This window comes from Cellulomonas sp. P4_A2, assembly GCF_056402515.1.
The window spans coordinates 100651-123282 of record NZ_JBFUHG010000012.1 but is presented as its reverse complement, the minus strand read 5'-3'; the positions used below and the strand labels follow the sequence as shown (position 1 = coordinate 123282).

Annotated in this window: 15 protein-coding genes; 2 read left to right on the top strand and 13 right to left on the bottom strand. The window is 70.7% G+C overall.

Translation table 11 applies throughout. The features are described 5' to 3' along the window. Window positions 1-70: 70 nt before the first annotated feature. Window positions 71-565: a DUF501 domain-containing protein gene (locus AC1DUE_RS13195; RefSeq protein WP_477039882.1), complete on the bottom strand. Its 495-nt coding sequence runs from the start codon at window positions 563-565 to the stop codon at window positions 71-73. A 29-nt stretch (window positions 566-594) separates the two neighbouring features. After that, window positions 595-1365 (bottom strand): FtsB family cell division protein, encoded by a 771-nt coding sequence (locus AC1DUE_RS13190; RefSeq protein ID WP_477039881.1) that lies wholly within the window; start codon window positions 1363-1365, stop codon window positions 595-597. 171 nt (window positions 1366-1536) lie between these two features. Here AC1DUE_RS13190 and AC1DUE_RS13185 point away from each other — a divergent pair, with 171 nt between their 5' ends. Then, window positions 1537-2064: a hypothetical protein gene (locus AC1DUE_RS13185; protein WP_477039880.1), complete on the top strand. Its 528-nt coding sequence runs from the start codon at window positions 1537-1539 to the stop codon at window positions 2062-2064. Between the two features lie 66 nt (window positions 2065-2130). Here AC1DUE_RS13185 and eno read toward each other — a convergent pair whose 3' ends face one another. The 10 genes from eno to AC1DUE_RS13135 form a co-directional block, all read right to left on the bottom strand. Next, window positions 2131-3411 carry a phosphopyruvate hydratase gene (gene eno, locus AC1DUE_RS13180; RefSeq protein WP_477039879.1) on the bottom strand — a complete coding sequence of 427 codons (1281 nt, stop codon included), beginning with the start codon at window positions 3409-3411 and terminating at the stop codon, window positions 2131-2133. A 102-nt stretch (window positions 3412-3513) separates the two neighbouring features. Beyond that, entirely contained in the window at window positions 3514-4893 is a 1380-nt protein-coding gene (gene pntB, locus AC1DUE_RS13175) for a Re/Si-specific NAD(P)(+) transhydrogenase subunit beta (RefSeq protein ID WP_477039878.1), read from the bottom strand. Window position 4894: 1 nt separating this feature from the next. Beyond that, window positions 4895-6412 (bottom strand): Re/Si-specific NAD(P)(+) transhydrogenase subunit alpha, encoded by a 1518-nt coding sequence (locus AC1DUE_RS13170; RefSeq protein WP_477039877.1) that lies wholly within the window; start codon window positions 6410-6412, stop codon window positions 4895-4897. Between the two features lie 31 nt (window positions 6413-6443). Next, window positions 6444-7061 (bottom strand): nucleoside triphosphate pyrophosphohydrolase, encoded by a 618-nt coding sequence (locus AC1DUE_RS13165; protein WP_477039876.1) that lies wholly within the window; start codon window positions 7059-7061, stop codon window positions 6444-6446. A 4-nt stretch (window positions 7062-7065) separates the two neighbouring features. Continuing rightward, window positions 7066-7719 carry a SurA N-terminal domain-containing protein gene (locus AC1DUE_RS13160; protein WP_477039875.1) on the bottom strand — a complete coding sequence of 218 codons (654 nt, stop codon included), beginning with the start codon at window positions 7717-7719 and terminating at the stop codon, window positions 7066-7068. Between the two features lie 22 nt (window positions 7720-7741). Then, window positions 7742-11425, bottom strand: a complete 3684-nt coding sequence (mfd, locus tag AC1DUE_RS13155; protein WP_477039874.1) for a transcription-repair coupling factor — start codon at window positions 11423-11425, stop codon at window positions 7742-7744. A gap of 124 nt (window positions 11426-11549) precedes the next feature. Beyond that, window positions 11550-12008, bottom strand: coding sequence for an FAD synthase family protein (locus AC1DUE_RS13150; protein WP_477039873.1), 459 nt, complete (start codon window positions 12006-12008; stop codon window positions 11550-11552). A gap of 137 nt (window positions 12009-12145) precedes the next feature. Next, window positions 12146-13297 (bottom strand): glycosyltransferase, encoded by a 1152-nt coding sequence (locus AC1DUE_RS13145; RefSeq protein ID WP_477039872.1) that lies wholly within the window; start codon window positions 13295-13297, stop codon window positions 12146-12148. Window positions 13298-13422: 125 nt separating this feature from the next. Continuing rightward, on the bottom strand, window positions 13423-14559 hold the full coding sequence (locus tag AC1DUE_RS13140; RefSeq protein WP_477039934.1) for an acyltransferase family protein: 1137 nt from the start codon (window positions 14557-14559) through the stop codon (window positions 13423-13425). Window positions 14560-14567: 8 nt separating this feature from the next. Further along, window positions 14568-15617, bottom strand: a complete 1050-nt coding sequence (locus tag AC1DUE_RS13135) for an acyltransferase family protein (protein WP_477039933.1) — start codon at window positions 15615-15617, stop codon at window positions 14568-14570. 195 nt (window positions 15618-15812) lie between these two features. On the opposite strand from AC1DUE_RS13135, the gene AC1DUE_RS13130 reads away from it, so the two are divergent. Beyond that, a complete protein-coding gene (locus AC1DUE_RS13130; RefSeq protein ID WP_477039871.1) occupies window positions 15813-17075 on the top strand; it encodes a hypothetical protein in 1263 nt (420 codons plus the stop codon). Window positions 17076-17270: 195 nt separating this feature from the next. Here AC1DUE_RS13130 and AC1DUE_RS13125 read toward each other — a convergent pair whose 3' ends face one another. Beyond that, window positions 17271-22472: a PKD domain-containing protein gene (locus tag AC1DUE_RS13125; protein ID WP_477039870.1), complete on the bottom strand. Its 5202-nt coding sequence runs from the start codon at window positions 22470-22472 to the stop codon at window positions 17271-17273. Window positions 22473-22632: the final 160 nt, after the last annotated feature.

Below are 22632 nucleotides of genomic sequence, written 5' to 3'. Positions count from 1 at the left end.
GCGCCAGGGAAGCGCAACGTCAGCGCTCGTGGGCGTCATAGCCCACACGAGTGCGGACGTTGCGGACGGGTCAGCAGGTGCAGCGGTCCGGGCGCCACTCGTCGCGGATGAGGGCGAGGACCTCGTCGCCGATGGGGTTGACTCCCGGGCCGGCCGCGAGGGCGTGACCGACGAGCACGTGCAGGCACTTGACGCGGTTGGGCATGCCGCCGGCCGAGATGCCCGCGATCTCCTCGACGTGCCCGAGCTCCTCGCGGTCGGCGAGGTAGGCCTCGTGCGCGCGCCGGTAGGCGGCGGCGAGCTCCTCGTCGTCGGCGAGCCGGGCCGTGAGCTCCTTCATGAGCCCGGTGGCCTCGCGGGTGCTCACGGCGGCGACCGCGGGAGGCGACGTCAGGTAGTAGGTCGTGGGGAACGGGGTCCCGTCGTCCAGGCGCGGGGCCGTCCGGACGACGAGAGGGCGACCGCAGACGCACCGCGCCGCGATGCCGACCACGCCGCGCGGCGGCCGGCCGAGCTGCTCGGCGAGCACGGCGATGTCCTGGTCGGTCACGGCATCGAGGAGCACGAGAGAATCCGTTCGGGTCGCGGGGCGCGTCAGCCGCCCGACGGAGGGGCCGACGTCCCATTGTCGCCCGGCGCGGGGGCAGCAGGCGTCGCCGCCGTCTCCGGCGTCGTGGCGGCGGGCGTCTCGCCGGCCACCTGCACCGACTCCCACACGGAGGCGTACCAGGGCAGGGTCGCGCCGGTGTCGAGCGCCGCGGCCGGGCCCTGCTCGGTCGGTGCGGTGTCCGGGACCGTCTCGGGGTCGATCACGCGGAACGCCTTCTCGCCGGGGAGCACGAACGAGAGCCGCCCGCGCGCCTGCGCGGCCACGTAGGCCGGGTCGTTCCAGCGGTCGAGGTCGGCCTGCAGGTCCTCGTTGCGCTTCTGGGCGGCGGCGACCTGCGAGCGCAGCTGGTCCACGTCGGACTTCTGCTTCAGGTAGGAGTGCAGCGTCGGGTAGACGAGCACGAACGCGAGCAGCAGGACGCACGCGAACACCATCGCCCGGACGGTGAACAGGCGCGGGACCTTGAGCTGCACCTTCTCCGCGCGGGCGGTGCCGCGCGGAGGCGTCGGTGTGCCGCGGGAGGCGGGCCGGGTGGCCGCGGGTCGCGACGAGGACGACGGGCCGGTCGACGACGACGGTCGCGAGCTCGTCGACGACGAGGGACGCGGTGCTGCGCTCGACGCGCGGGGCGTCGCCGGACGGGCGGTCGACGACGAACCGGCGGAACCGGTGGACGGGGTCTTCCCCGCCGACGTCCGCGCCGTCGCACGCCGCGGCGGCGCGCTCGGGGACGCCGGGCGTCGAGGGGCAGACATGCGATCGATTCTGCCTCGGCCCGAGCCGCGTCTGCCGGACCCCGCTCCCCACGGGCGCGCCGGGGCTCAGTTGACAGGTGCCGTACCCCGCTGGCTACGGTCAGGGCCGCCGCGCGGGGTGCATCCCGCGCGCAGCCGCCCCGGCGGCCGACCCCCGATGAAGGGCATCTCGTGACCTACGCCGCAGAACCGGTCGTCGCGGCCTACCTGCGCGACCTCGTGCGCTACCTCGGGGACGCCTCGCCTGCCGAGCGCGCCAACGTCCTCGGCGCCGTGGCCGACCAGATCGACGAGTCCGCCGCCACCCTCGGACGCGCGCCGACGGACGACGACCTGCAGTCCATCGTCGCCAACCTCGGTCCGGCGCCGGAGGTCGCGGCAACCTGGTCGCGCAAGGTGCGGCCGGCGGAGCAGGAGATCGAGCAGCCCGTCCGGAAGCGCTCGATCACCGACCAGCGCGTGGGGGTCGTCCTCGTCGTGCTCGTCGGCATCGGGCTCGGCCTGGTCCTGCCGCTGCTCGGCTGGATCGGCCCGGCGTCGATGCTCTTCCTGTCGGTGCTCGGGTTCATGCGGTCGCGCAACGACGACGAGTCGCACAAGGCCGGCTGGCGGACCACCTACATCGTCGCGCTGCCGGCCCTGATCGTCTCGGCGTTCATCCTGATCGCGGCCCTCATGGCCTCGGCGTCGGACGCCTGAGAGCACCGACGACGAAGGCCGGCCACCGTGAGGTGACCGGCCTTCGTCGTCAAGAAGAACTGAGCGTCAACCCTTGAAGCGCGGGAAGGCGGAGCGGCCGGCGTAGACGGCGGCGTCGTCCAGCTCCTCCTCGATGCGCAGGAGCTGGTTGTACTTGTTGATGCGCTCGCCACGGGCGGGGGCCCCGGTCTTGATCTGGCCGGCGTTCGTGGCCACGGACAGGTCCGCGATCGTCGTGTCCTCGGTCTCGCCGGAGCGGTGCGAGGTCATCGTCGTGAAGCCGCTGCGCTGCGCGAGCTCGACGGCGTCCAGCGTCTCGGTGAGCGTGCCGATCTGGTTGAGCTTGACCAGCAGCGAGTTGGCCGACTTGAGCTCGATGCCCTTGCGCAGGCGCTCGGGGTTGGTGACGAACAGGTCGTCGCCGACGATCTGCACCTTGTCGCCGATGGTGGAGACCAGGTGGCTCCAGCCCTCCCACTCGTCCTCGGACAGCGGGTCCTCGATGGAGACCAGCGGGTAGTCCGCCACGAGGGACTCGTAGTAGGCCGACATCTCCTCGTTCGAGAGCGCCTTGCCCTCGAACTGGTAGGCACCGTCCTTGAAGAACTCGGTGGCGGCGACGTCGAGCGCGAGGCCCACGTCGACGCCGGGCGTGAAGCCGGCCTTCTCGATGGCGACCAGGATCAGGTCCAGCGCGTCGCGGTTGCTCGGCAGGTTCGGGGCGAAGCCGCCCTCGTCGCCGAGGCCCGTCGACAGGCCCTTGCTCTTCAGCACTGACTTGAGCGAGTGGTAGATCTCGACGCCGGTGCGCAGGGCCTCGCGGTAGGTCGTCGGGCCGAAGGGCGCGACCATGAACTCCTGGATATCGACGTTGGAGTCGGCGTGCGACCCACCGTTGAGGATGTTCATCATCGGGACCGGCAGCACGTGCGCGTTGGGGCCGCCGACGTAGCGGAACAGCGGCAGGTTGGCGGAGTCGGCAGCGGCCTTCGCCACGGCGAGCGAGACGCCGAGGATCGCGTTGGCGCCGAGCTTGCCCTTGTTGGCGGTGCCGTCGAGGTCGATCAGCGCGGCGTCGACCAGGCGCTGCTCCGTGGCCTCGAAGCCGATGAGCTCGGGGGCGATCTCGTCGATGACGGCGTTCACGGCCTCCTCGACGCCCTTGCCGAGGTAGCGGGCGGAGTCGCCGTCACGGCGCTCGACGGCCTCGAACGCACCCGTGGAGGCGCCCGACGGGACGGCGGCACGGGCGATGGTGCCGTCGTCGAGGGCAACCTCGACCTCGACAGTGGGGTTGCCGCGCGAGTCCAAGATCTCGCGGGCGCCGACGGCCTCGATGCTGGCCATGGGAGCTCCTTCGACGAGCGGGTGGGTTTACGACCTCACCCTAGTGGGCCGCGGCAGGGGCCCGAGTAGAGACCTTCGACCGTGGACAGTGCCGGTTCACGATCACACCGTGAGCATGATCTGCTCGACCTGGTCCTTGGCGTCCCCGAAGAGCATCGACGTGTTCTCGCGGAAGAACAGCGGGTTCTGGACGCCCGCATACCCGGTGGCCATCGACCTCTTGAAGACGATGACCCGCGCGGCCTTCCACACCTCGAGCACGGGCATGCCGGCGATGGGCGACGAGGGGTCGTCGATAGCCGACGGGTTCACCGTGTCGTTCGCGCCGATGACGAGCACGACGTCCGTCTCGGCCAGGTCGCCGTTGATCTCGTCCATCTCGAGCACGATGTCGTACGGGACGCGCGCCTCCGCGAGCAGCACGTTCATGTGCCCGGGCAGACGGCCCGCCACGGGGTGCACGCCGAACCGCACGTCGATCCCCCGCGCGCGCAGCTTGGCCACCAGCTCGGCGACCGGGTACTGGGCCTTGGCGACGGCCATGCCGTACCCGGGCGTGATCACGACGGTGCGCGCCTCGAGCAGCAGCTCGGCGACGCCCGACGCGGTGATCTCGTGGTGCTCGCCCTGCTCGCCGTCGGAGGCGGCCGCCCCTTCGGACGTGCCGTAGCCGCCCAGGATCACGCTGACGAACGACCGGTTCATCGCCTTGCACATGAACCAGCTCAGGATCGCACCGGAGGACCCGACCAGGGCGCCGGTGACGATCAGCAGGTCGTTGCCGAGCATGAAGCCCGCCGCGGCGGCCGCCCAGCCGGAGTAGGAGTTCAGCATCGAGATGACCACCGGCATGTCGCCGCCGCCGATGGATGCCACCAGGTGCCACCCGAGGAGCAGCGCGACCACCGTCATGAGCAGCAGCGGCAGCACGCCGTGCGTCGCCAGGAACCAGGCGAGCAGGCCGCCGCACGCGAGCACCATGGCGAGGTTGAGCCAGTTGCGCCCAGGCAGGGCCAGCGGCGCCGACCGCAGGCGCGTGGACAGCTTGAGGTACGCGACGATCGAGCCGGTGAACGTCACGGCGCCGATCAGCACCCCGAGGAACACCTCGACCAGGTGGGCGGGGTCGGGCGGCTCGGTGAGGAACGAGTTGTAGCCGACGAGCACGGCGGCGAGGCCGACGAACGAGTGCAGGACCGCGATGAGCTCGGGCATCTGCGTCATCTCGACCCGGCGCGCCTGCCAGGTGCCGATCGTCGCGCCGATCAGGAGCACGACGAGGATCAGGCCTCCGGTGACGGCGACCGACCGCTCGGAGCGCTGCAGGGCGAGCGCGATCGTCGCGACGAGTGCGAACGCCATGCCGACGATCCCGGCGAGGTTGCCGCGTCGCGCGGTCTCCTGCTTCGACAGCCCCGCGAGGCTGAGCACGAACAGGACCGCGGCGAGGAGGTAGACCGCCTGGGCGAGCGAGCCCGGCACCTCAGGCGTCCTTCCGGAACATGCGGATCATGCGGTTGGCGACGAGGAAGCCGCCGAACACGTTGATGCTCGCGACCGACGCGGCGACGACCGCGAGCGCGGTCACCAGCCAGTCGTCGTCGCCGATCTGCAGCAGCGCGCCGACCAGGATGATCCCGGAGATCGCGTTCGTCTGGGCCATCAGCGGCGTGTGCAGCGCGTGGCTCACGTTCGAGATGACGTAGTACCCGACGATCACCGCCAGCACGAAGACGGTGAAGTGGCCGAGGAACGCGGCCGGCGCGAACGAGATGCCGAGCAGCACCAGGACCGCCACGAGCGCGAGGACGACGGATCGTCGCTGCGCGCGGCGCGGATCCACGGGCGCGGCGACGGGCGGCGGCTCGGGGGGCGGTGCCGCGGAGACCTGGACCGGGGGCGGCGGCCAGAGCACCTCGCCGTCGCGCGTCACGGTCATCCCGCGCTGGACCGGGTCGTCGAGGTCGAGCACCAGCGATCCGTCCTTGGCAGGCGTGAGCAGCTGGAGCAGGTGGACGATGTTGGTGCCGAACAGCTGGGAGGTGTGCTGCGGCATCCGGCTCGTCAGGTCGGTGGCCCCGACGATCGTGACGCCGTTGTCGGTCAGCACCGTCTGCCCCGGGACGGTCAGCTCGCAGTTCCCTCCGCCGGACGCCGCCAGGTCGACGACCACGCTCCCGGCGCGCATCCCGGCGACCATCGCGGCGGTGATCGTCGTCGGCGCGTGCCCGCGGACCAGCGCGGTGGTGATGACGATGTCGGCGTCCGCGCTCTCGGTGGCGTACATCTGCGCCGTGAGCTCCTCCTGCTCGCGCGTCAGCGCGCTCGCGTACCCGTCGGCGCTCACGGCCTGCTGCGCGGCCGCGGCCTGCACGAACGTCGCACCCATCGACTCGATCTGCTCGCCGACCTCGGGCCGGACGTCGAACGCGCGGACCCGGGCGCCCATCGCCCCGGCCGCGCCGATCGCCGCGAGGCCCGCGACGCCCGCGCCGATGACGAACACGCGGGCGGGCGGGGTCTTGCCCGCCGCCGTGACCTGCCCGGTGAACATCCCGCCGTAGACCTGGGCCGCCTCGACGACCGCGCGGTAGCCGGCGACGTTGGACAGCGTGCTCAGCACGTCGAGCGCCTGCGCCCGCGACACCCGAGGCACCGCGTCGAGGGCCAGCGCCGTCACGCCCTGCGTCCGCAGCTGCTCGACCAGCTCGGGGCTCGACCCGGGCGAGAGCATCGCGACCAGCGTGGAACCCGGCGTCAGCGCCTGGACCTCGGCGCTCGTCGGCGGGTTGACCTTCGCGACGACGTCGCACCCCCACACGTCGTCGTTGACGACCGCCCCGGCGTCCTCGTAGGCGGCGTCACCGAACGTCGCCCCCTCGCCCGCACCCCGTTGCACGACGACCTCGTAGCCGAGGGCGACCAGCTTCTCCACCGTCCTGGGCGTGGCCGCGACGAGCCGTTCACCGGCCCGACTCTCCGTCGGGATGCCGATCCGCATCTACGCTCCTTCGTCGTCGGGCCGGTCCTGCTCAGGTGGGTCTGGTCTCCTGGTCCCGCAGCGTGCCCTCCCAGGCGGCGGCCGCCTGGCGCAGCGCACCCTCGGCGTCCACGCCGGCCGCGTGCGCCTCGAGCGCGAGCGCGAGCAGCCGGGCACCGAGGTCGTCGCCGGCCGGCGTCGCGACCTCGAGGCCGGCCCGGGCCGCACGGCCCGCGATCTTCTGCGCACGCGCCAGAGCGCCGAGCGCCAGAGGGACTCCGTCGAGCGCGGACTCGCGGGACTTCTCGGCGTTCTTCAGCTTGTCCCACTGCACGTGCAGGTCGGACACGACGGCCGCCTCGTCGTACACGTGCGGGTGCCGGCGCACCAGCTTCGCGACGAGGTCCGCGGCCACGTCGTCGACGTCGAACGGGTCGTCCGGGTCCTCCGCCGCGATGCGCGCGTGGAACACCACCTGCAGCAGCACGTCGCCGAGCTCCTCGCGCAGCCCGGCACGGTCGCCCGTCTCGATCGCCTCGACCAGCTCGTAGGTCTCTTCGAGCGCGTACGGCACCAGCGACTCGTGCGTCTGGTCCGCGTCCCACGGGCAGCCACCGGGCGAGCGCAGGCGGTCCATGACCCGCACGAGCTCGCGCAGCGCGTCGCTCACGCGATCAGGGGGTGGGCGTCGGGGACGGGGACGCCGGCGCGTCGCCGGGCTCGTTCGTCGGGGCGTCCGGGAGCGGCGGCGGGGTCGTCGGCGTGATGATCCACTTCGGCGGCGTCGGGTCGGTGATCTTGTTGTCCTCGCCGAGGGTGCCGAACCGCGGGTTCACCTCGACGTCGAGGTCGGCGACCTTCTTGGTGATGTCCGCGGTCACCTCCTCCTGGCTCGACAGGTTCGAGAGGTTGGTGAAGGCCACGAAGTACCGCGCGATCGCCAGGGATGCGGGGCCGAAGGTCGGGTGCTCGTCCGGCGTCGACTGCTGGACCACCTGGTCGAGGAAGGCCTGCGCGTCCGCGTCGGACGCCGCCACTCCGGCGTCGGCCGCCATCTGCACCACGGTCGGCTCCACGACGAGGACACCGAGCACGGCCGACGGCGAGGCGCCCTGGACGTACGGCTCGAGCTCGTCGAGCGCGGTCTGCAGGTCCGAGGCGGGGATGCTCGTGCCGTCGACGACGGCCGCCGCTCCCGGCTGCCCGGCGCAGGCCGTCAGCAGGGCTGCTGCGCTCGCCACCAGGGCACCCACCATCGCGCGCTTGCGCGCCGTGCCGTGCACCGTCACCAGGACCTCCTGCGTCGTCGCTCGTCGATCGGGGCTCATCGTAGGGCCACCGCCTGGGATTTCAGGCCCGCCGGGACCCGACCGTCGCCGCCGCCGAGACGTCGCCCCGCACGACCGCGTCGATGAACTGCCGGGCCCACATCATGACCTCGCGACCCTGGACCGGCTTGCCGCCGATCCGCGCGGTCATGGGCCACGGCACCAGTACCGTGCGGACGGCCGGCTTGAGCACCGCACCCGGGTAGAGCCGCTTGAGACGCAGCTGGGCCGACTCGGGCAGCTCGACCGGCGCGAACCGCACGAACTTGCCCTGCGCCGTGACGTCGGACAGGCCGGACGCCCGCACGTGCAGGCGGAACTCGGCCACCTCGAAGAGGTTGTCGACCGCCGCCGGCACCGGGCCGTACCGGTCGACGAGCTCGGCGCGGACCTCGCCCAGGGCGGTCGCGTCGAGGGCCGCCGCGATCTTGCGGTACGCCTCCAGCCGCAGCCGCTCGTGCGCGATGTAGTCGTGCGGGATGTGCGCGTCGACGGGCAGCTCGATGGTGACGTCGGGGACCTCTTCCTCCGCGTCGCCGCGGAAGCCGGCCACGGCCTCGCCGACCATGCGGATGTAGAGGTCGAAGCCGACGCCCTCGATGTGCCCGGACTGCTCACCGCCCAGCAGGTTGCCGGCGCCGCGGATCTCGAGGTCCTTCATCGCCACCGCCATGCCCGCACCGAGGTCGGTGTTGGCGGCGATCGTCTGCAGCCGGTCGTGCGCCGTCTCGGTGAGCGGCTTCTCGGGCGGGTAGAGGAAGTAGGAGTACGCCCGCTCGCGCCCGCGGCCCACGCGCCCGCGCAGCTGGTGCAGCTGGCTCAGGCCGAGCAGGTCGGCACGCTCGAGGATCAGCGTGTTGGCGTTGGAGATGTCCAGGCCCGTCTCGACGATCGTCGTGCAGACCAGCACGTCGAACCGCTTCTCCCAGAAGTCGACGATCACCTGCTCGAGCTGGTGCTCGTTCATCTTCCCGTGCGCGACGGCCACCCGGGCCTCCGGCACCAGCTCCATGAGCCGCGACGCCGTGCGCTCGATCGAGTCGACCTTGTTGTGCACGTAGAACACCTGGCCCTCGCGCAGCAGCTCGCGCCGGATCGCGGCGGTGATCTGCTTCTCGTCGTACGCGCCGACGAACGTGAGCACCGGGTGCCGCTCCTCGGGCGGCGTGGCCAGGGTCGACATCTCGCGGATGCCCGTGACCGCCATCTCGAGCGTGCGCGGGATCGGGGTCGCGCTCATGCTCAGCACGTCCACATTGGTGCGCAAGGCCTTGAGCGTCTCCTTGTGCTCGACGCCGAACCGCTGCTCCTCGTCGACGACCACGAGGCCGAGGTCCTTGAAGTGCACCTCGCCGGTGATCAGGCGGTGCGTGCCGATGACGACGTCGATCGTCCCGTCGGCCAGCCCCGCGACGACCTCCTTGGACTCCTTGGCGCTCTGGAACCGGCTGAGCGCCTTCACCGTCACCGGGAACGCGCTGTAGCGCTCCTGGAACGTGTCCAGGTGCTGCTGCACCAGGAGTGTCGTCGGCACCAGCACGGCCACCTGCTTGCCGTCCTGGACGGCCTTGAACGCCGCCCGCACGGCGATCTCGGTCTTGCCGTAGCCGACGTCGCCGCAGACCAGCCGGTCCATCGGGATCGGCTTCTCCATGTCGGCCTTGACCTCGTCGATCGTCGCGGCCTGGTCGGGCGTCTCCACGTAGGCGAACGCGTCCTCGAGCTCGCGCTGCCAGGGCGTGTCCGGGGCGAACGCGTGCCCCTTGGTGGCCATCCGCGCCGAGTACAGCCGGATGAGCTCGGCCGCGATCTCCTTGACGGCCTTCTTGGCGCGGCCCTTCGTCTTGGCCCAGTCGCCGCCGCCCATCTTGGACAGGGTCGGCGACTCGCCGCCGACGTACTTGGTCACCTGGTCGAGCTGGTCGCTGGGCACGAACAGGCGGTCGCCCGGCTGCCCACGCTTGCTGCTCGCGTACTCGATCACGAGGTACTCGCGCGTCGTCGCGGTCGGGCCCGTGCCGATGGTCCGCTGCACGAGCTCGACGAACCGGCCGACGCCGTGCTGCTCGTGCACCACGTGGTCGCCCGGCCGCAGCTGCAGCGGGTCGACGACGTTGCGCCGGCGGCTCGGCATCCGGCGCATGTCGCGCGTGCTCGTGCCGGCGCGGCCGGTCAGGTCCGACTCGGAGAACACCGCCAGGTGCAGCGGCTCGGCCACGAACCCCTGGCCCACCGCCGCAGGCACGACGAGGACCACACCGCCCTCGGGCTCCTCCTCGATCGTCGCGACGAGCCGGGCGGGAACCTCGGCGGCGCGCAGCTGCTCGACCATGCGCTGGGCCGGGCCGTGCCCCTCGGTCGCCAGCACGAGCCGCCAGCCCGCCTGCTGGAGCGTGCGGACGTCCGCGACGGCGCGGTCGACCTCGCCGCGGTACTTCTCCACCTCCCGCGCCTGCAGCACCACCGTCCGCGCGGTGGCGGCGAGGTCGTCGGCCATCCCCGCCAGCTGCGCCGGCGCCTGGTTGCGGGCGGCCGTGTGGCCGGTGCCGGTCGCGCCCTCGTAGAAGGCTGTGTCTTCCTCCGAGGCGGTGCCGACAGCCGCTGCATCCACGTCCAGCGTGAACGGGCTCAGCGTCCACCAGCCCAGCCCGCGCACGGCCGAGAGCACGCGCACCTCGGCGAACGAGGCGAAGCTCGCGGCAGACAGGTCCAGGGGCGTCGCGGCACCGGCCGCGGCGGACGTCCACGCCGCCTCCAGGAACTCGTGCGTCGTCGCGACGAGGTCGTGCGCCCGCCGACGCACGCGCTCCGGGTCGACCATCACCAGCAGGCTGTCGTCGCGCACAAGGTCGAGCACCGGGACCATCTGGTCCACCAGCACCGGCGCGAGGGACTCCATGCCCTCGACGGCGATCCCCTGCCCCAGCCGGTCGAGCATGTCGGTGGCCCCCGGCAGCTGCGGGATCAGCTCGACCGCCCGCTGCCGGACCGCATCCGTCAGGAGGATCTCCCGGCACGGCGGAGCCCACACCCCGTGCTCGGCCACCTCGAGGCTGCGCTGGTCGGCCACGGAGAACCAGCGGATCTCCTCGACGTCCTCGCCCCACAGCTCGACGCGCAGCGGGTGGTCCTCGGTGGGCGGGAACACGTCGACGATCCCGCCACGCACCGCGAACTCGCCGCGTCGCTCGACCATGTCCACGCGCGTGTACGCGGCGCCTGCCAACCGCTCCGCCAGGTCCGCCAGGTCGACGCGGTCGCCCGTGCTGACCGACACCGGCTCGAGGTCGCCCAGGCCGTCGACGACCGGCTGCAGCAGCGCTCGGACGGGGACCACCAGTACCCGGATCGGCCCCGCGTACCCGGCACCCTCGGGGTGCTTCAGGCGGCGGAACACCGCGAGCCGGCGCGCGACCGTGTCGCTGCGCGGCGAGAGCCGCTCGTGCGGCAGCGTCTCCCAGGCCGGCAGGACCGCGACGTCGTCGGCGGGCAGGTAGCAGCGCAGCGCGGACGCGAGCTCGTCGGCGTCCCGGCCGGTCGCGGTGACCACGACCAGCGGACGCTGCCGCGCGAGAGCGGCGAGCAGCGGCGGGCGGACGCCGGCGGGTCCGACGATGTCGAGCTCGCCGCGGGCGCGCACCGAGTCGACCGCCTCGGCGGCGGCGGGATCGGCGAGGAGGGCGGGGAGCAGGCCGCTGAGGTCCATGAGGTCCTTCCGAGGAGCACACGCGAGCGTGTCGCACAGCACGAACGCCCCGGATCCACGAGGACCCGGGGTACGTGCTCAGTCTAGGAGGACGGTCTGACAGGCGCGCCTCGCGGGCTGCTCGTCAGGCTGTGACGGCGACCGCGTCGTCCTGGCCGTCCGGCGCGTTCAACAGGTCGAGTGCCGATCGCAGCTTCGTGCTGGAGGTCTGGATCGTGTACGGGAAGTAGACGACCTCGACGCCCACCTCGGAGAAGCGTCGCTCGAGGTCGGCGCCCTTGGCGGTGCCCCGCCAGTCGTCACCCTTGAAGAACACGTCGAAACCGACCGCGCGCCACGTGTCGAGCTTGTCGGGCACGATCTCGGCGTGGACCTGGTCCACGAACGAGATGTGCCGGACGATCTCCATCCGCTCGGCGAGCGGGACGACCGGGCGACGACCGCGCGCCAGCTCCAGCATCTCGTCCGAGACGACGCCCGCGATGAGGAAGTCACAGTGCTCGCGCGCGTGCCGCAGGATGTTCAGGTGGCCGACGTGGAACAGGTCGTACGCCCCAGGGGCATAGCCGACGATCCGGGACATCCGACCTCCTGACGCATTGGGCCGGCAACGGTGGCGGCGGCTAACTCTCTCGAGTGCGAGATTAGGGCGAAAAGGGCAAGTTGGGCAGGCGTCCGAAGGGTGAATCCAGCCGGTTTGCCCGATTTACCCCGGTCGGCTCAACGCGTCTCGTCGAGGAGCGAGTCCTCGACCGGCGAGAGCTCGGAACGGCGCGACGACCGACGCGGCCGGTAGATGACGCGGGAGTGGAACGTGAACCGGGCAAGGAAAGCGACCAGCAGCGTCAACGCGGTCGCCGGCACCGCCGCGATGTGCGCCGTGCTGACCAGCAGCGCGAGCAGCGGCAGTCGGATCAGCGTCTCGGCGTTGTTGAACCCGAACGAGCTGCCGAACCGTCGCCAGACACCGCGCCCCTCGTGCCGCAGGTCACGGAACACGAACCGCTCCTGGAGGCCGAAGTTCATCACGATCGTGGCCTCGGCAGCGATGATCGCGGCGAGCAGGTAGCCCGCGCCCACCGACGTCAGTGCCGCGACCAGCGCGATGTTGACGAGTGCGCCGATGCCGCCGATGAGGGCGAACCGCGACATGCGGCCGAACCGCAGCGCCGCGAGCTGGGAGAGGAACGCGACGCCCTGCTTGAGGGATGCCTTGGACTCCCCCGCCAACCGGTCGCCGAAGATGAAGGGGATCTCGGTGATCGCGAGCCGGTGCCGCGCCACGATCTCGAGAAGGATCTTGAACCCGCGCGGGCGCAGCCGCTCGAGGTCCACCGCGGAGCGCCGCACGATGAAGAAGCCGGTCATCGGGTCGGAGCACTCGGCGAGCCGCACGGGGAACATCGCGCGCGTCAGGGTGGTCGACACCGACGAGACGGCCTGCCTCGTGACGTTGGCGAGCCCACCGCTGCTCCCGTCCGCCAGGTAGCGGGATGCCACGACCACGTCGACGCCTTCACGCGTCGCCGTGCTCAGCAGGACCGGCACGAGGTCCGGCGGGTGCTGCAGGTCGCCGTCCATGACGACGCACCACGTGGAGTCGGTCGCCGCCAGGCCGTCCTGCACCGCTCCGCTGAGGCCGCCGACCGGGTCGTCACGATGGATCAGCCGGACCGGCAGGGTCGCGGTCTGCGCCTCGGCCAGCACCACCTCGGGCGTGTCGTCCGACGAGTCGTCCACGAACAGGATCTCGGCCGCGACACCGTCCAGCGCGACGCCGAGCTGCCGCACGAGCTCCGGCACGTTGAGCGCCTCGTTGAACGTGGGCACGATGACGGTCACGTCGTACGCAGGTGCGCCCGAGCTGCTCACGTGACCTCCAGTAGGAAACAACCAGGCCCGAGAGCGCCTGGTGCGTCCACGAAGGCTAACCGCGCGGGTCCCTGATCACAGAGGGGATGTGCCCGATTTCACCCTTTTTGCACCCCGTTCGGGGGTCAGCGACCCGATGCCGGCACGGGTTCGGCGGGGACGGCGGGAACACGCCCGAAGCGGACGCGCCACCGTCGAGGCATCTCGAACAGGAATCCGAGCCGCACACGCTCCGCGAGGATCTGGAAGCCCATCGCGGCGAGCACGATCCCGAGGGTCGCGAGCAGTGGGTAGAGCAGGGCGCCGACCTCGGTGGACCAGACTCTCTCGAGCGCCTGCCGGGCAGGTCCGGCCGCGACGATCGTCAGGAGCGCGATCAACAGAGGGTGCAGCGTGTAGACGATCAGCGTGCGCTGGCCGAGCGCAGTACCGAGGCGCCGAACAGGGCTCCAACGCACGGCGATGGCGACCGTCGTGACTGCCAGGACCATGAATGCCGTTCCTCGCAGAACGAAGAGCAAGGCATCGGTGACGGGTGTCGTCGCGAACCGCCCTAGCGCCGTGATGCCCACGGCGGCCAACGTGGCTCCGAGCAAGCGCAGCACGTTCGCCTTCTCGGCTAGGCCGCGGACGCGCTCGGCGCCGTAGACGCCGATGGCGAAGAAGATGAAGAGCTCAGGCACTTTGAGCCACAGTTCAGCCGGGTAGCGCAGGCTGTGCACGACAGTCGAGAGCACCAACAGCACCGACAGCACGATCCACGGCGGCACACGGCGCGCCAGGGCGAGCACCACGATGTACAGCGCCAGGGCGTAGATGTACCAGAGCGTCGTGGCCGGCAGCACAAGCTGCCGCAGAATCCCCCAGCCGTCGACCCGGTGGTGCAGGTAGGGCTGGGCAAAGAACAGATAGAACACCGCGTAGACGAGCAGCCAGACGACATAGAGGTAGTAGTTGTTAGCCGCTCGGAACCCGGTGGTCCTGCGGTGCATGCCCTCGCGGACCTGCCGGGCGAGCACGAGACCGGACACGGCCAGCAGCACGGGCATCCGAACGCTGCCGAGCACCGAGTTGACGAACCGCCACACCCTGTCCGCCGCCGGCGCGACCTCGGCACCCCCGGAGCCGAAGTGCCACAGGACGACGTGGAAGAGCACCACGGCGGCGACGCAGTAACCGCGCGTGGCATCGACCCAGGCGAGCCGGGGACGCGGCGCAGGCGCTACGACCGTTTCCCTCAGGCCGTCCGAGCTGACCGTCACGGGCTCGCTCACCGCTGCTCCGCGGTGACCAGTGCCGGCGTGGTCGACCGTGTCCGCCCGGGGAACCACGACGGCGCCACGTACAGGAAGCCGAGCGAGAACCGCATGGCACCCTTGTGCACCTGCAAGGCGCCCCAGACGACGAACACCATGACCAACGGCGGCAGTACCGGCCACAGCGGGGCGATCGCGGTGACGCCCGTCAGGTAGAGCGCGACGCTGGTAAGCACCGCAAGCGGCGTGTGTGCGAGGTAGATCGGGAGCGTCTGCGAGCCGATCCGTCTCAGCAGCCCAAAACTCAGCGCGCGGCTGAGTGCGATGCCCGCGCCGACCCCGAGAACGCAGTTGACGAAGTACAGGCCAGGGATCTCTCGCAGGTCCAGCCGCCACAGCAGGATCGAGACGACGAGCCAGGCGGCGAACAACCCAGCGAGGAGCCCGCGTCGAGGAGTCTGTCCGAGCCTAATGAGGAAGGCCTTGCCGTAGAGACCCGCAAGGAAGAACGCGTAGTACTTCACGGAGCCGCTCCACCCCGGACTCGCTGTGACCCATCCGCTGAGCGCCACGGCGGACGCTAGCCCGGCGACCGCCAGCTGGATCCGAGGGTCGATGCTCCGGGTGAGCTTGGCCAGCACGAAGAAGAGGACGAGAGCCCAGATGAACCAGAGCTCCAGTCGCGGCTCGCCGGGTGACAGGAGGAACGGGATGATCGTCCCCTTGACGAGCGATCCCTCGCCCTTGGTCACACGCGTCGCGAACGTGAAGAGAACTGACCCGATCAGGGACCAGACGAGGAAGACCCAGACGAACATGCGGAGCTTGCCGCTCCAGAGCGTCCCCCAGGTGGCCTTCAGCCACTTCGCGGCGAAGAGACCCGACAGGGCGAAGAAGAGCGGCATGCGCAGCGACGAGACGATGAGGTTGAACTCGACCCAACCGGCCACGTGGGCCCCGGCGGCCAGGAGCCAGTTGGAACTGTGAAAGAGGGCAACGAGAAGGATGGCGATCCCGCGTCCCGCATCGACCCACTCGAGGCGAGCGCCGGGTACTACGGGCACAGCCGGGCCCTTGCCCGCATTGCCCGCTTTTGTCCGCACGCCCCAATGCTAGGTGAGCGTTCGGGGCGTGCAATGGGCCGAGCGGGTAATCTTTGCCACCCCACCGACCTCTAGTCTGGGTCCCCTGCCAGCGCCGATGCCCCACGCCTACACTGACCACGGTCTGCCCGTGCGGTGCGTCCGAGGAGGGTGAGCATGCCGACCAGTCTCGGATCACTCGCTCCGGCTCCGGCCACGTCGGCGCACCCCGCGTGGGGTGCCGAAGCGTGGGTTGCGGCGGTGCTCGTCGTGCTGTTCGGCCTCAACCGCGAGCTCAAGGGCGGCATCACGATCGCCCTGGTGGGCGCCGTCGCGTTCACCCCGCTCTGGTGGGGAACCCTCGCGCGGTTCAAGGGCGCCCGCTTGTTCATGGCCGCCGGCGGGTTGGCGATCGTGTCCGGCGTCTGGCTGACCGAGAGCACGGTCGACCACGCGACCTCGGGCAAGCTGCTGAAGGCGACGGTCATCCTCCTGGTGACCCTCCTCGTCGGCGTCGCCACCCTCCTGTGGACCCGGACGCTGATGCCCGACGCCAACGTGGCGATCCTGTTCGGCGTGGGCCTCGTGCTCGGCATCTCGACCGGTGGCCGGTTTGCCGAGAACCCCTGGCGCTTCGGCTTCGCGCTGCCCGTCTCGATCCTCGCGCTGGCCATCGCGTGGCGGATCGGGAAGCGCTGGCTCGAGGTGGTCACGGCGCTGACCCTGGCGCTCGCGTCGGGGGCGGCCGGCGGGCGGTCCACGTTCGCCATGCTGCTCGTCGCGGCGTTGATCACGGCCTGGCAGGCGTCCTCGAGCCGCACGAAGACCGGCTCCCGGGCCAGGGTCGCGATCCTCATCGCGGCCCTGGTGTTCGCCATCTACCAGGTGGGCCAGGGGCTGATCCTGGACGGCTACCTCGGGCAGGACGCGCAGGCTCGCACCGAGGTCCAGGTGCAGACGAGCGGGAACATCCTGCTCGGTGCCCGACCCGAGCTGGGGGCAACCCTGGCGCTCTTCTCCTCGCACCCCACCGGGTTCGGGGCGGGCACGATCCCGACCGTCTCCGACATCCTCGTGGCCAAGACCGGCATGGCGTCGCTCGGCTACGACCCGGACAACGGCTACGTCGAGAACTACCTGTTCGGCAACGGGTTCGTCCTGCACTCGATCATCGGTGAGATGTGGGCCTGGCTGGGACTTCTGGGCATCGTCTTCGTCCTGGTCATGCTCTGGATCACCATGTCGTCGATCAGCACGCTCATCGCCCGCCGTGCCGCGCCCGCGCTGCTCTCGTTCCTTGCCATCCGCATGCTGTGGAACATCTTCTTCAGCCCCGTGTTCAGCTCGGTCGGGCTGGTGATCGTCACCATGGGCCTGCTGATCCCCCTGGCCGCGGCGCGCACCGACGACGCACCGCCCGGCGGTCGCGTCACCACCTGAGCGAGCCGGGCTGCGGTCCGGGATCGCGCGACCGGCTCGCACGAGGCAGCCCGGCTCGTGTTCGTCGGTGCCCTGCCGGACATGTGGACCGGCGGCGCACCACCGTGCCAGACACCTGTGCCGGCGGCGCAGCGACGACCGAGGCCCGCGGCTGGTGTCGCGGGCCTCGGTCGTCGGTCGGTGCTGCCGGTCAGGTCACGGGATCTCGGTCGAGACGAGGTCGTCGTACGAGACGAGCAGCGGGCCGTTCGTGGCGGTACCGAACAGGTAGGACGTGATCCCGATGCTGCCGGCCGACTGGAGTGCCGCCGTCGAGTCCGTGGTGCTCACGGTCCACGCCGTCGGCTCCGTCGTGCCGACCTTCCAGATCTTCGCCCGCACCGTCGTCGGGCTCGTGCCGAAGACCTGAATCCGGATCGTCAGCTTGTCGCCGGCGGCGTAGGTGAGGCCGGGAACCGCCGAGGTGCCGACGATCGCCGTCGAGGTGCGGACGATGTGGAACTGCACCGTGCCGTCCGCCTGCAGTCGGGCTCGGGCGTCGTAGTGCTCGGCGCCCACCGTCCGGCCCTGCACCGCGATCCACGCGCCGCCGCCCGTCGGGACCTTGTTCGGGCTGAACGTCACGCTCGTGTCCGTCCGGGCCGACGTCTTGCTGGGCAGGTAGCTGCCCATCGCCGTGGCACCCGCGGTCACGGAGTGCACGCCCGTCGTCCCGTTCACCGAGAACCTGCTCGCGGTGCCGACCTGGGTCCAGGCGCCACCGACGTCGGAGGTTCCCCAGCCGTTCGACAGCGTCCTGGAGAACAGGTCGCGCAGGAACACCGCCGGTGCAGGTGTGGACACGGTGACCGAGCTGGAGCTCGTCGCGGTGCCACCCCGGTTGTCGGTGACCTTGAGGGTCGCCGTGTACGTCCCGGCCGCCGCGTAGACGTGCGCCGCGGGCGTCGCGCCGGTGGCCGTGCCCCCGTCGCCGAACGTCCACTCGTACGCGACGATCGAGCCGTCCGGGTCGGAGGAGCCCGATCCGTTGAAGACGACGCTCAGGTTGGTCGGCGTCGCCGTGAAGGACGAGACCGGTGCCTGGTTGGCCGCGGCGACGGTGACGGGCAGCGAGCTCGTCGCGCTCGCCCCACCGTTGTCCGTGACCTTGAGCGTGGCCGTGTACGTGCCGGCCGCCGCGTAGACGTGTGCCGGCGGCGTCGCACCGGTATCGGTCCCGCCGTCACCGAACGTCCACTCGTAGGCGACGATCGAGCCGTCCGGGTCCGAGGAGCCCGAGCCGTCGAACACCACGCTGAGGTTCGTCGGTGTCGTCGTGAACGACGCCACCGGGACCTGGTTCTCCGGCTGCGTCACCGCGACCGTGACCGACTGCGAGCTGGTCGCCGTCCCGCCGCGGTTGTCGGTGACCTTGAGCGTCGCCGTGTAGGTCCCGGCAGCCGGGTAGACGTGCGGCGTGGGGTTCTTGCCCGTGGCGGTGCCACCGTCGCCGAACGTCCACTCGTAGGTGGCGATGGTGCCGTCCGGGTCGGCCGACGGCGAACCGTCGAACACGACGCTCAGGTTGGTCGAGGTCGCCGTGAACGACGACACCGGCAGCTGGTTGGCCGCGAGCACCGACACGGACTGCGAGCTGGTCGTCGAGCCGCCCCGGTTGTCGGTGACCTTGAGAGTCGCCGTGTACGTCCCGGCCGCGCCGTAGACGTGCGCGGCGGGCGTCACGCCGGTCGCGGTGCCGCCGTCGCCGAACGTCCAGGCGTAGGAGACGATCGAGCCGTCCGGGTCGGACGAGCCGGAGCCGTCGAACACGACGCTGAGGTCGGTCGGCGTCGCCGTGAAGGACGAGACCGGGACCACGTTGGCGGCCAGGACCGTGACGGGCTGCGAGCTGGTCGTCGAGCCGCCCCGGTTGTCGGTCACCTTGAGGGTGGCCGTGTAGGTCCCCGAAGCCGCGTAGACGTGCGCCGCGGGCGTCGCACCCGTCGCCGTGCCGCCGTCACCGAAGTTCCACTCGTACGAGACGAGCGAGCCGTCGGGGTCGGAGGACGCCGAGCCGTTGAAGACGACACTGAGCTCGGTCGGCGTCGCCGTGAAGGACGAGACCGGCGGCTGGTTCGGTGCCACCACCGCGACGGACTGCGTGCTGGTCGCCGTCCCGCCACGGTTGTCGGTCACCTTGAGCGTCGCCGTGTAGGTCCCGGCAGCCGCGTACAGGTGTGCCGGGGGCGTCGGACCGGTGGCAGTACCGCCGTCACCGAACGTCCACTCGTAGCTGCTGATCGTCCCGTCGGAGTCCGTGGAGGCCGAACCGTCGAACACCACGCTCAGGTCGGTCGGCGTCGCCGTGAAGGACGACGTCGGCAGCACGTTCGGCTGGACACCCTGGCCGAGGTCGTAGTGCGAGGCGATCTGCTCCTGCGTGAGGGCGACGGCGTAGACCGCGACCTCGTCGAGGGACCCGTCGAACCACGGCTGCGGTCCCCAGGTGTTGTCACCGCCGATGCGCCAGTAACCCGAGTAGTCCTGGGCACTGGTCTGCCCGTTCGTACCGCGCAGCACGCCGTCGACGTACAGTCTCATCCCGGCGGACGACTGCGTCGCGACCATGTGGTGCCACTGGTTGTCGTTGTAGGCCAGCGGTGTGGTGATCGTGTTGGTGAATCCGGTCCACACGCCGAACGTCAGGCGCCCGTCGTTCTCCATGTACACGTGCCGGTCGTAGTTGCTCGACGTGCCCGACGTGGCGTTGCCGAAGCCGATCAGCTTCCCACCGTTGCTCGTGCCCGTCTTGAACCACAGCTCCTCGCTGTAGGTCGTGGGTCCGACCGCCGACTTGCTCGCGACGACGAGCCCGTGGGTGCCGCCCGTCGAGGGAAGCTCCACCGACTTGTTGGTGCCCGAGATGGCACCAGCGCCCTGGTAGTTCACCGCGCCGAGGTAGTTGCCGGGGTTCTCGAGCGGGCCGGCGTCCGCGGCCGTGGAGCTGCCGTTCGCGTCGTTGAGCCGCCAGTAGAGGTCGGGCGCGAGGTTGAAGACCGCCGCACCGTAGGCGTCGGCCGGGGCGACCGGGAGGGTCGAGGTCCGGCCCGAGGCGACCCAGTGCGCGTCGACCTGGGCGGCCGTGAGGGGGCTCGAGTAGATCGACACGTCGTCGATGTCGCCGTTGAAGTAGTTGTTTCCCTCCCACGCCGAGTCACCGCCGATGCGCCAGTAGCCCGAGTAGTTCTGTGCCGAGGTCACGCTCGCGTCGGTCGCGAGGCGCTTGCCGTCGACGTAGAGCTTCTGGCCGTCGGGGCCGAGGCTGGCCACGACCTGGTGCCATGCACCGTCGTTGTAGGTGTTCGGCGACGTGAGGATCTTCGTCGTGCCGGGGTAGACACCGAACGCCACCTTGCCGGCGGGGGTGATGTAGATGTGCCGGTCGTAGCTGCCGCTGTTCCCCGTGTTGTTGTTGCCGAAGCTGACGATCTTCCCGCCGACGGTCGAGGTGGTCTTGAACCACGTCTCGATCGAGAACACCTGCGGGCCCTCGATGGGCGAACGGGTGGCCGCGAAGCCGGAGTCCGAGCCGTCGAAGTGCGAGGCCTTGTTCGAGTCGCCGAGGATCGCACCGGTGACGCCGCGCGTCACACCGGCGTTCGCCGTCGAGTCGGAGAAGCCCGACCAGTCGTAGACGTTGCTGCCGGACGGCTCACCGAGCCGCCAGAAGGACGTCGCGTTGTCGTTCCAGACGGCGTCGGTGTACGGGCTCGCCGCGCCGTCGCTGCTCACGGTGACCGTGACGTAGTCCGAGCGCACCAGGTTGCCGAACGGGTCGACGGCCTCGACCCGGTACCGCTGGGAGGATCCCGGTGTCAGGTTCTTGTCGACGAAGCCCATGTTCTTCGGCTGCCAGAACGGGGTCGTCACGGTCGACGTGTAGATCGGCGGCGTGGTGATGTTCGTCCGGTAGAGGTTGTACGTGAGCGTCGCGTTGTCGCGGTCGTAGTTGGTGGTCCACGACAGGCGCACCTGGCCCGAGGCGAACGAGTTCGCGGACAGGTCCCACTGAGCGCCCGAGAGGCGCGGACCCTGCAGGTCGGGGGCGATCACCGAGCGGGCGAATCGCGCGAGACCCTGCTGACCGGAACCGTTGACCTGCGTGAACTCGCCGCCGTACAGCACGTAGTCGGCGTTGCCGTTCACGGTCCACGGGCCCTGGCTCTTGCCGGTGAACGTGCCCGTGTTGATCGTCGGGAACCAGTTCAGAAAGAGGGGCTTGGGCTGGCCCGCGTGGTCCGGGTAGCCGTAGATGTCGGGGGTGTTCACGCCGACCGCGTTCTTGCTGGTCGCGGTCGCGCGGTAGTACGTCCACGGGTTGGTCTGCGGGAACCCGCCCGAGTTGCCGCAGTAGTGCTTGTGGCTGGCCGAGTAGACCTCGTTGCCGGCCGGGAACGCCGAGTAGGTGTCGCCGTGGCAGTCCTCGACCCAGTTCATCTGGCCCGTGGCCCAGCTGATGGAGAACGAGCCCTCGATGTTGCCGCCGCCGCCGAAGTGGTAGCCCGAGCCGTAGAAGCTCGTCGCGTCGGACTCCAGGCTCAGGATCGCCGAGTCCGTGCCGCCGTTGCGGACGAACGCGTTCGCCGGGAGCGGGATGACCGAGCCGTCAGCGGCCGCGAGGCGCGCGATGCCGTAGGGGTCGGCGCCGTTGACGGAGGTGAAGCTGCCACCGATGACGATGGAGGCGCCGTCCGGAGCGGCGGTCATCGACGTGACGCTGCCGGCGACCGACGCCGTGAACGGGCGGATCGTGCCGTCCGGGTTCAGTGACGCGACCTTCGAGCGCGCCGAGCCCTGGACGCTCGTGAACGTGCCGCCGAAGTACACGGCGTTGCTCGTCACCGCGACGCTGGAGATCGGGGCGTTGACGGTCGGCTTGAAGGTCGTGAGCGCCTTGGTCCCCGTGTCCCACGAGGCGATCCGGTAGCGGTTCTGGCTGTCCACCGTGGTGAAGTTGCCGACCGCGTACAGGCGCGTGCCGTCGGGAGAGAGCGCGAGGTCCTTGACCTGGCCGTTGAGCACCGGCGCGAAGTCCGGGACGAGCACACCCGTGGTCAGGTTGTAGGCCAGCAGGTACGTCCGGTTCACCTCGTTGGTGCCGGCCGCGGCCCCCGCGGGTCGGGCCTTCGTGAAGTCGCCCGCGACGTAGACGGTGTTGCCGACGATCTGCTGGTTCCACACGACGCCGTTGATCTGCACGGTCGGCAGCGAGTCCGCTGTCACCGTGGTCGGCTCGGTCGTCGGGTCCACGGGAGCGGTGTCGGCCTGCGCCGGTGCGGCGACCGCCAGTCCCGCGAACGCGAGGGCCGCGACGGCGATGGGGCCGGCGACCCTCCTGGCCCACTTCGTCGGCTGCATGTGCGGCTCCTCCCGGTCAACGCTCAGGACGACGTGCCCACGGAGCGACTGGGGGAGAAACTAGCCTCGAAACCGGACATTAGGGGCATCGAGTCTGGGTGAACTTGCCCGTATTTGGGGTGATTCGCGGCGGACCTCGCGCTGGCGTGCGGACATCCGT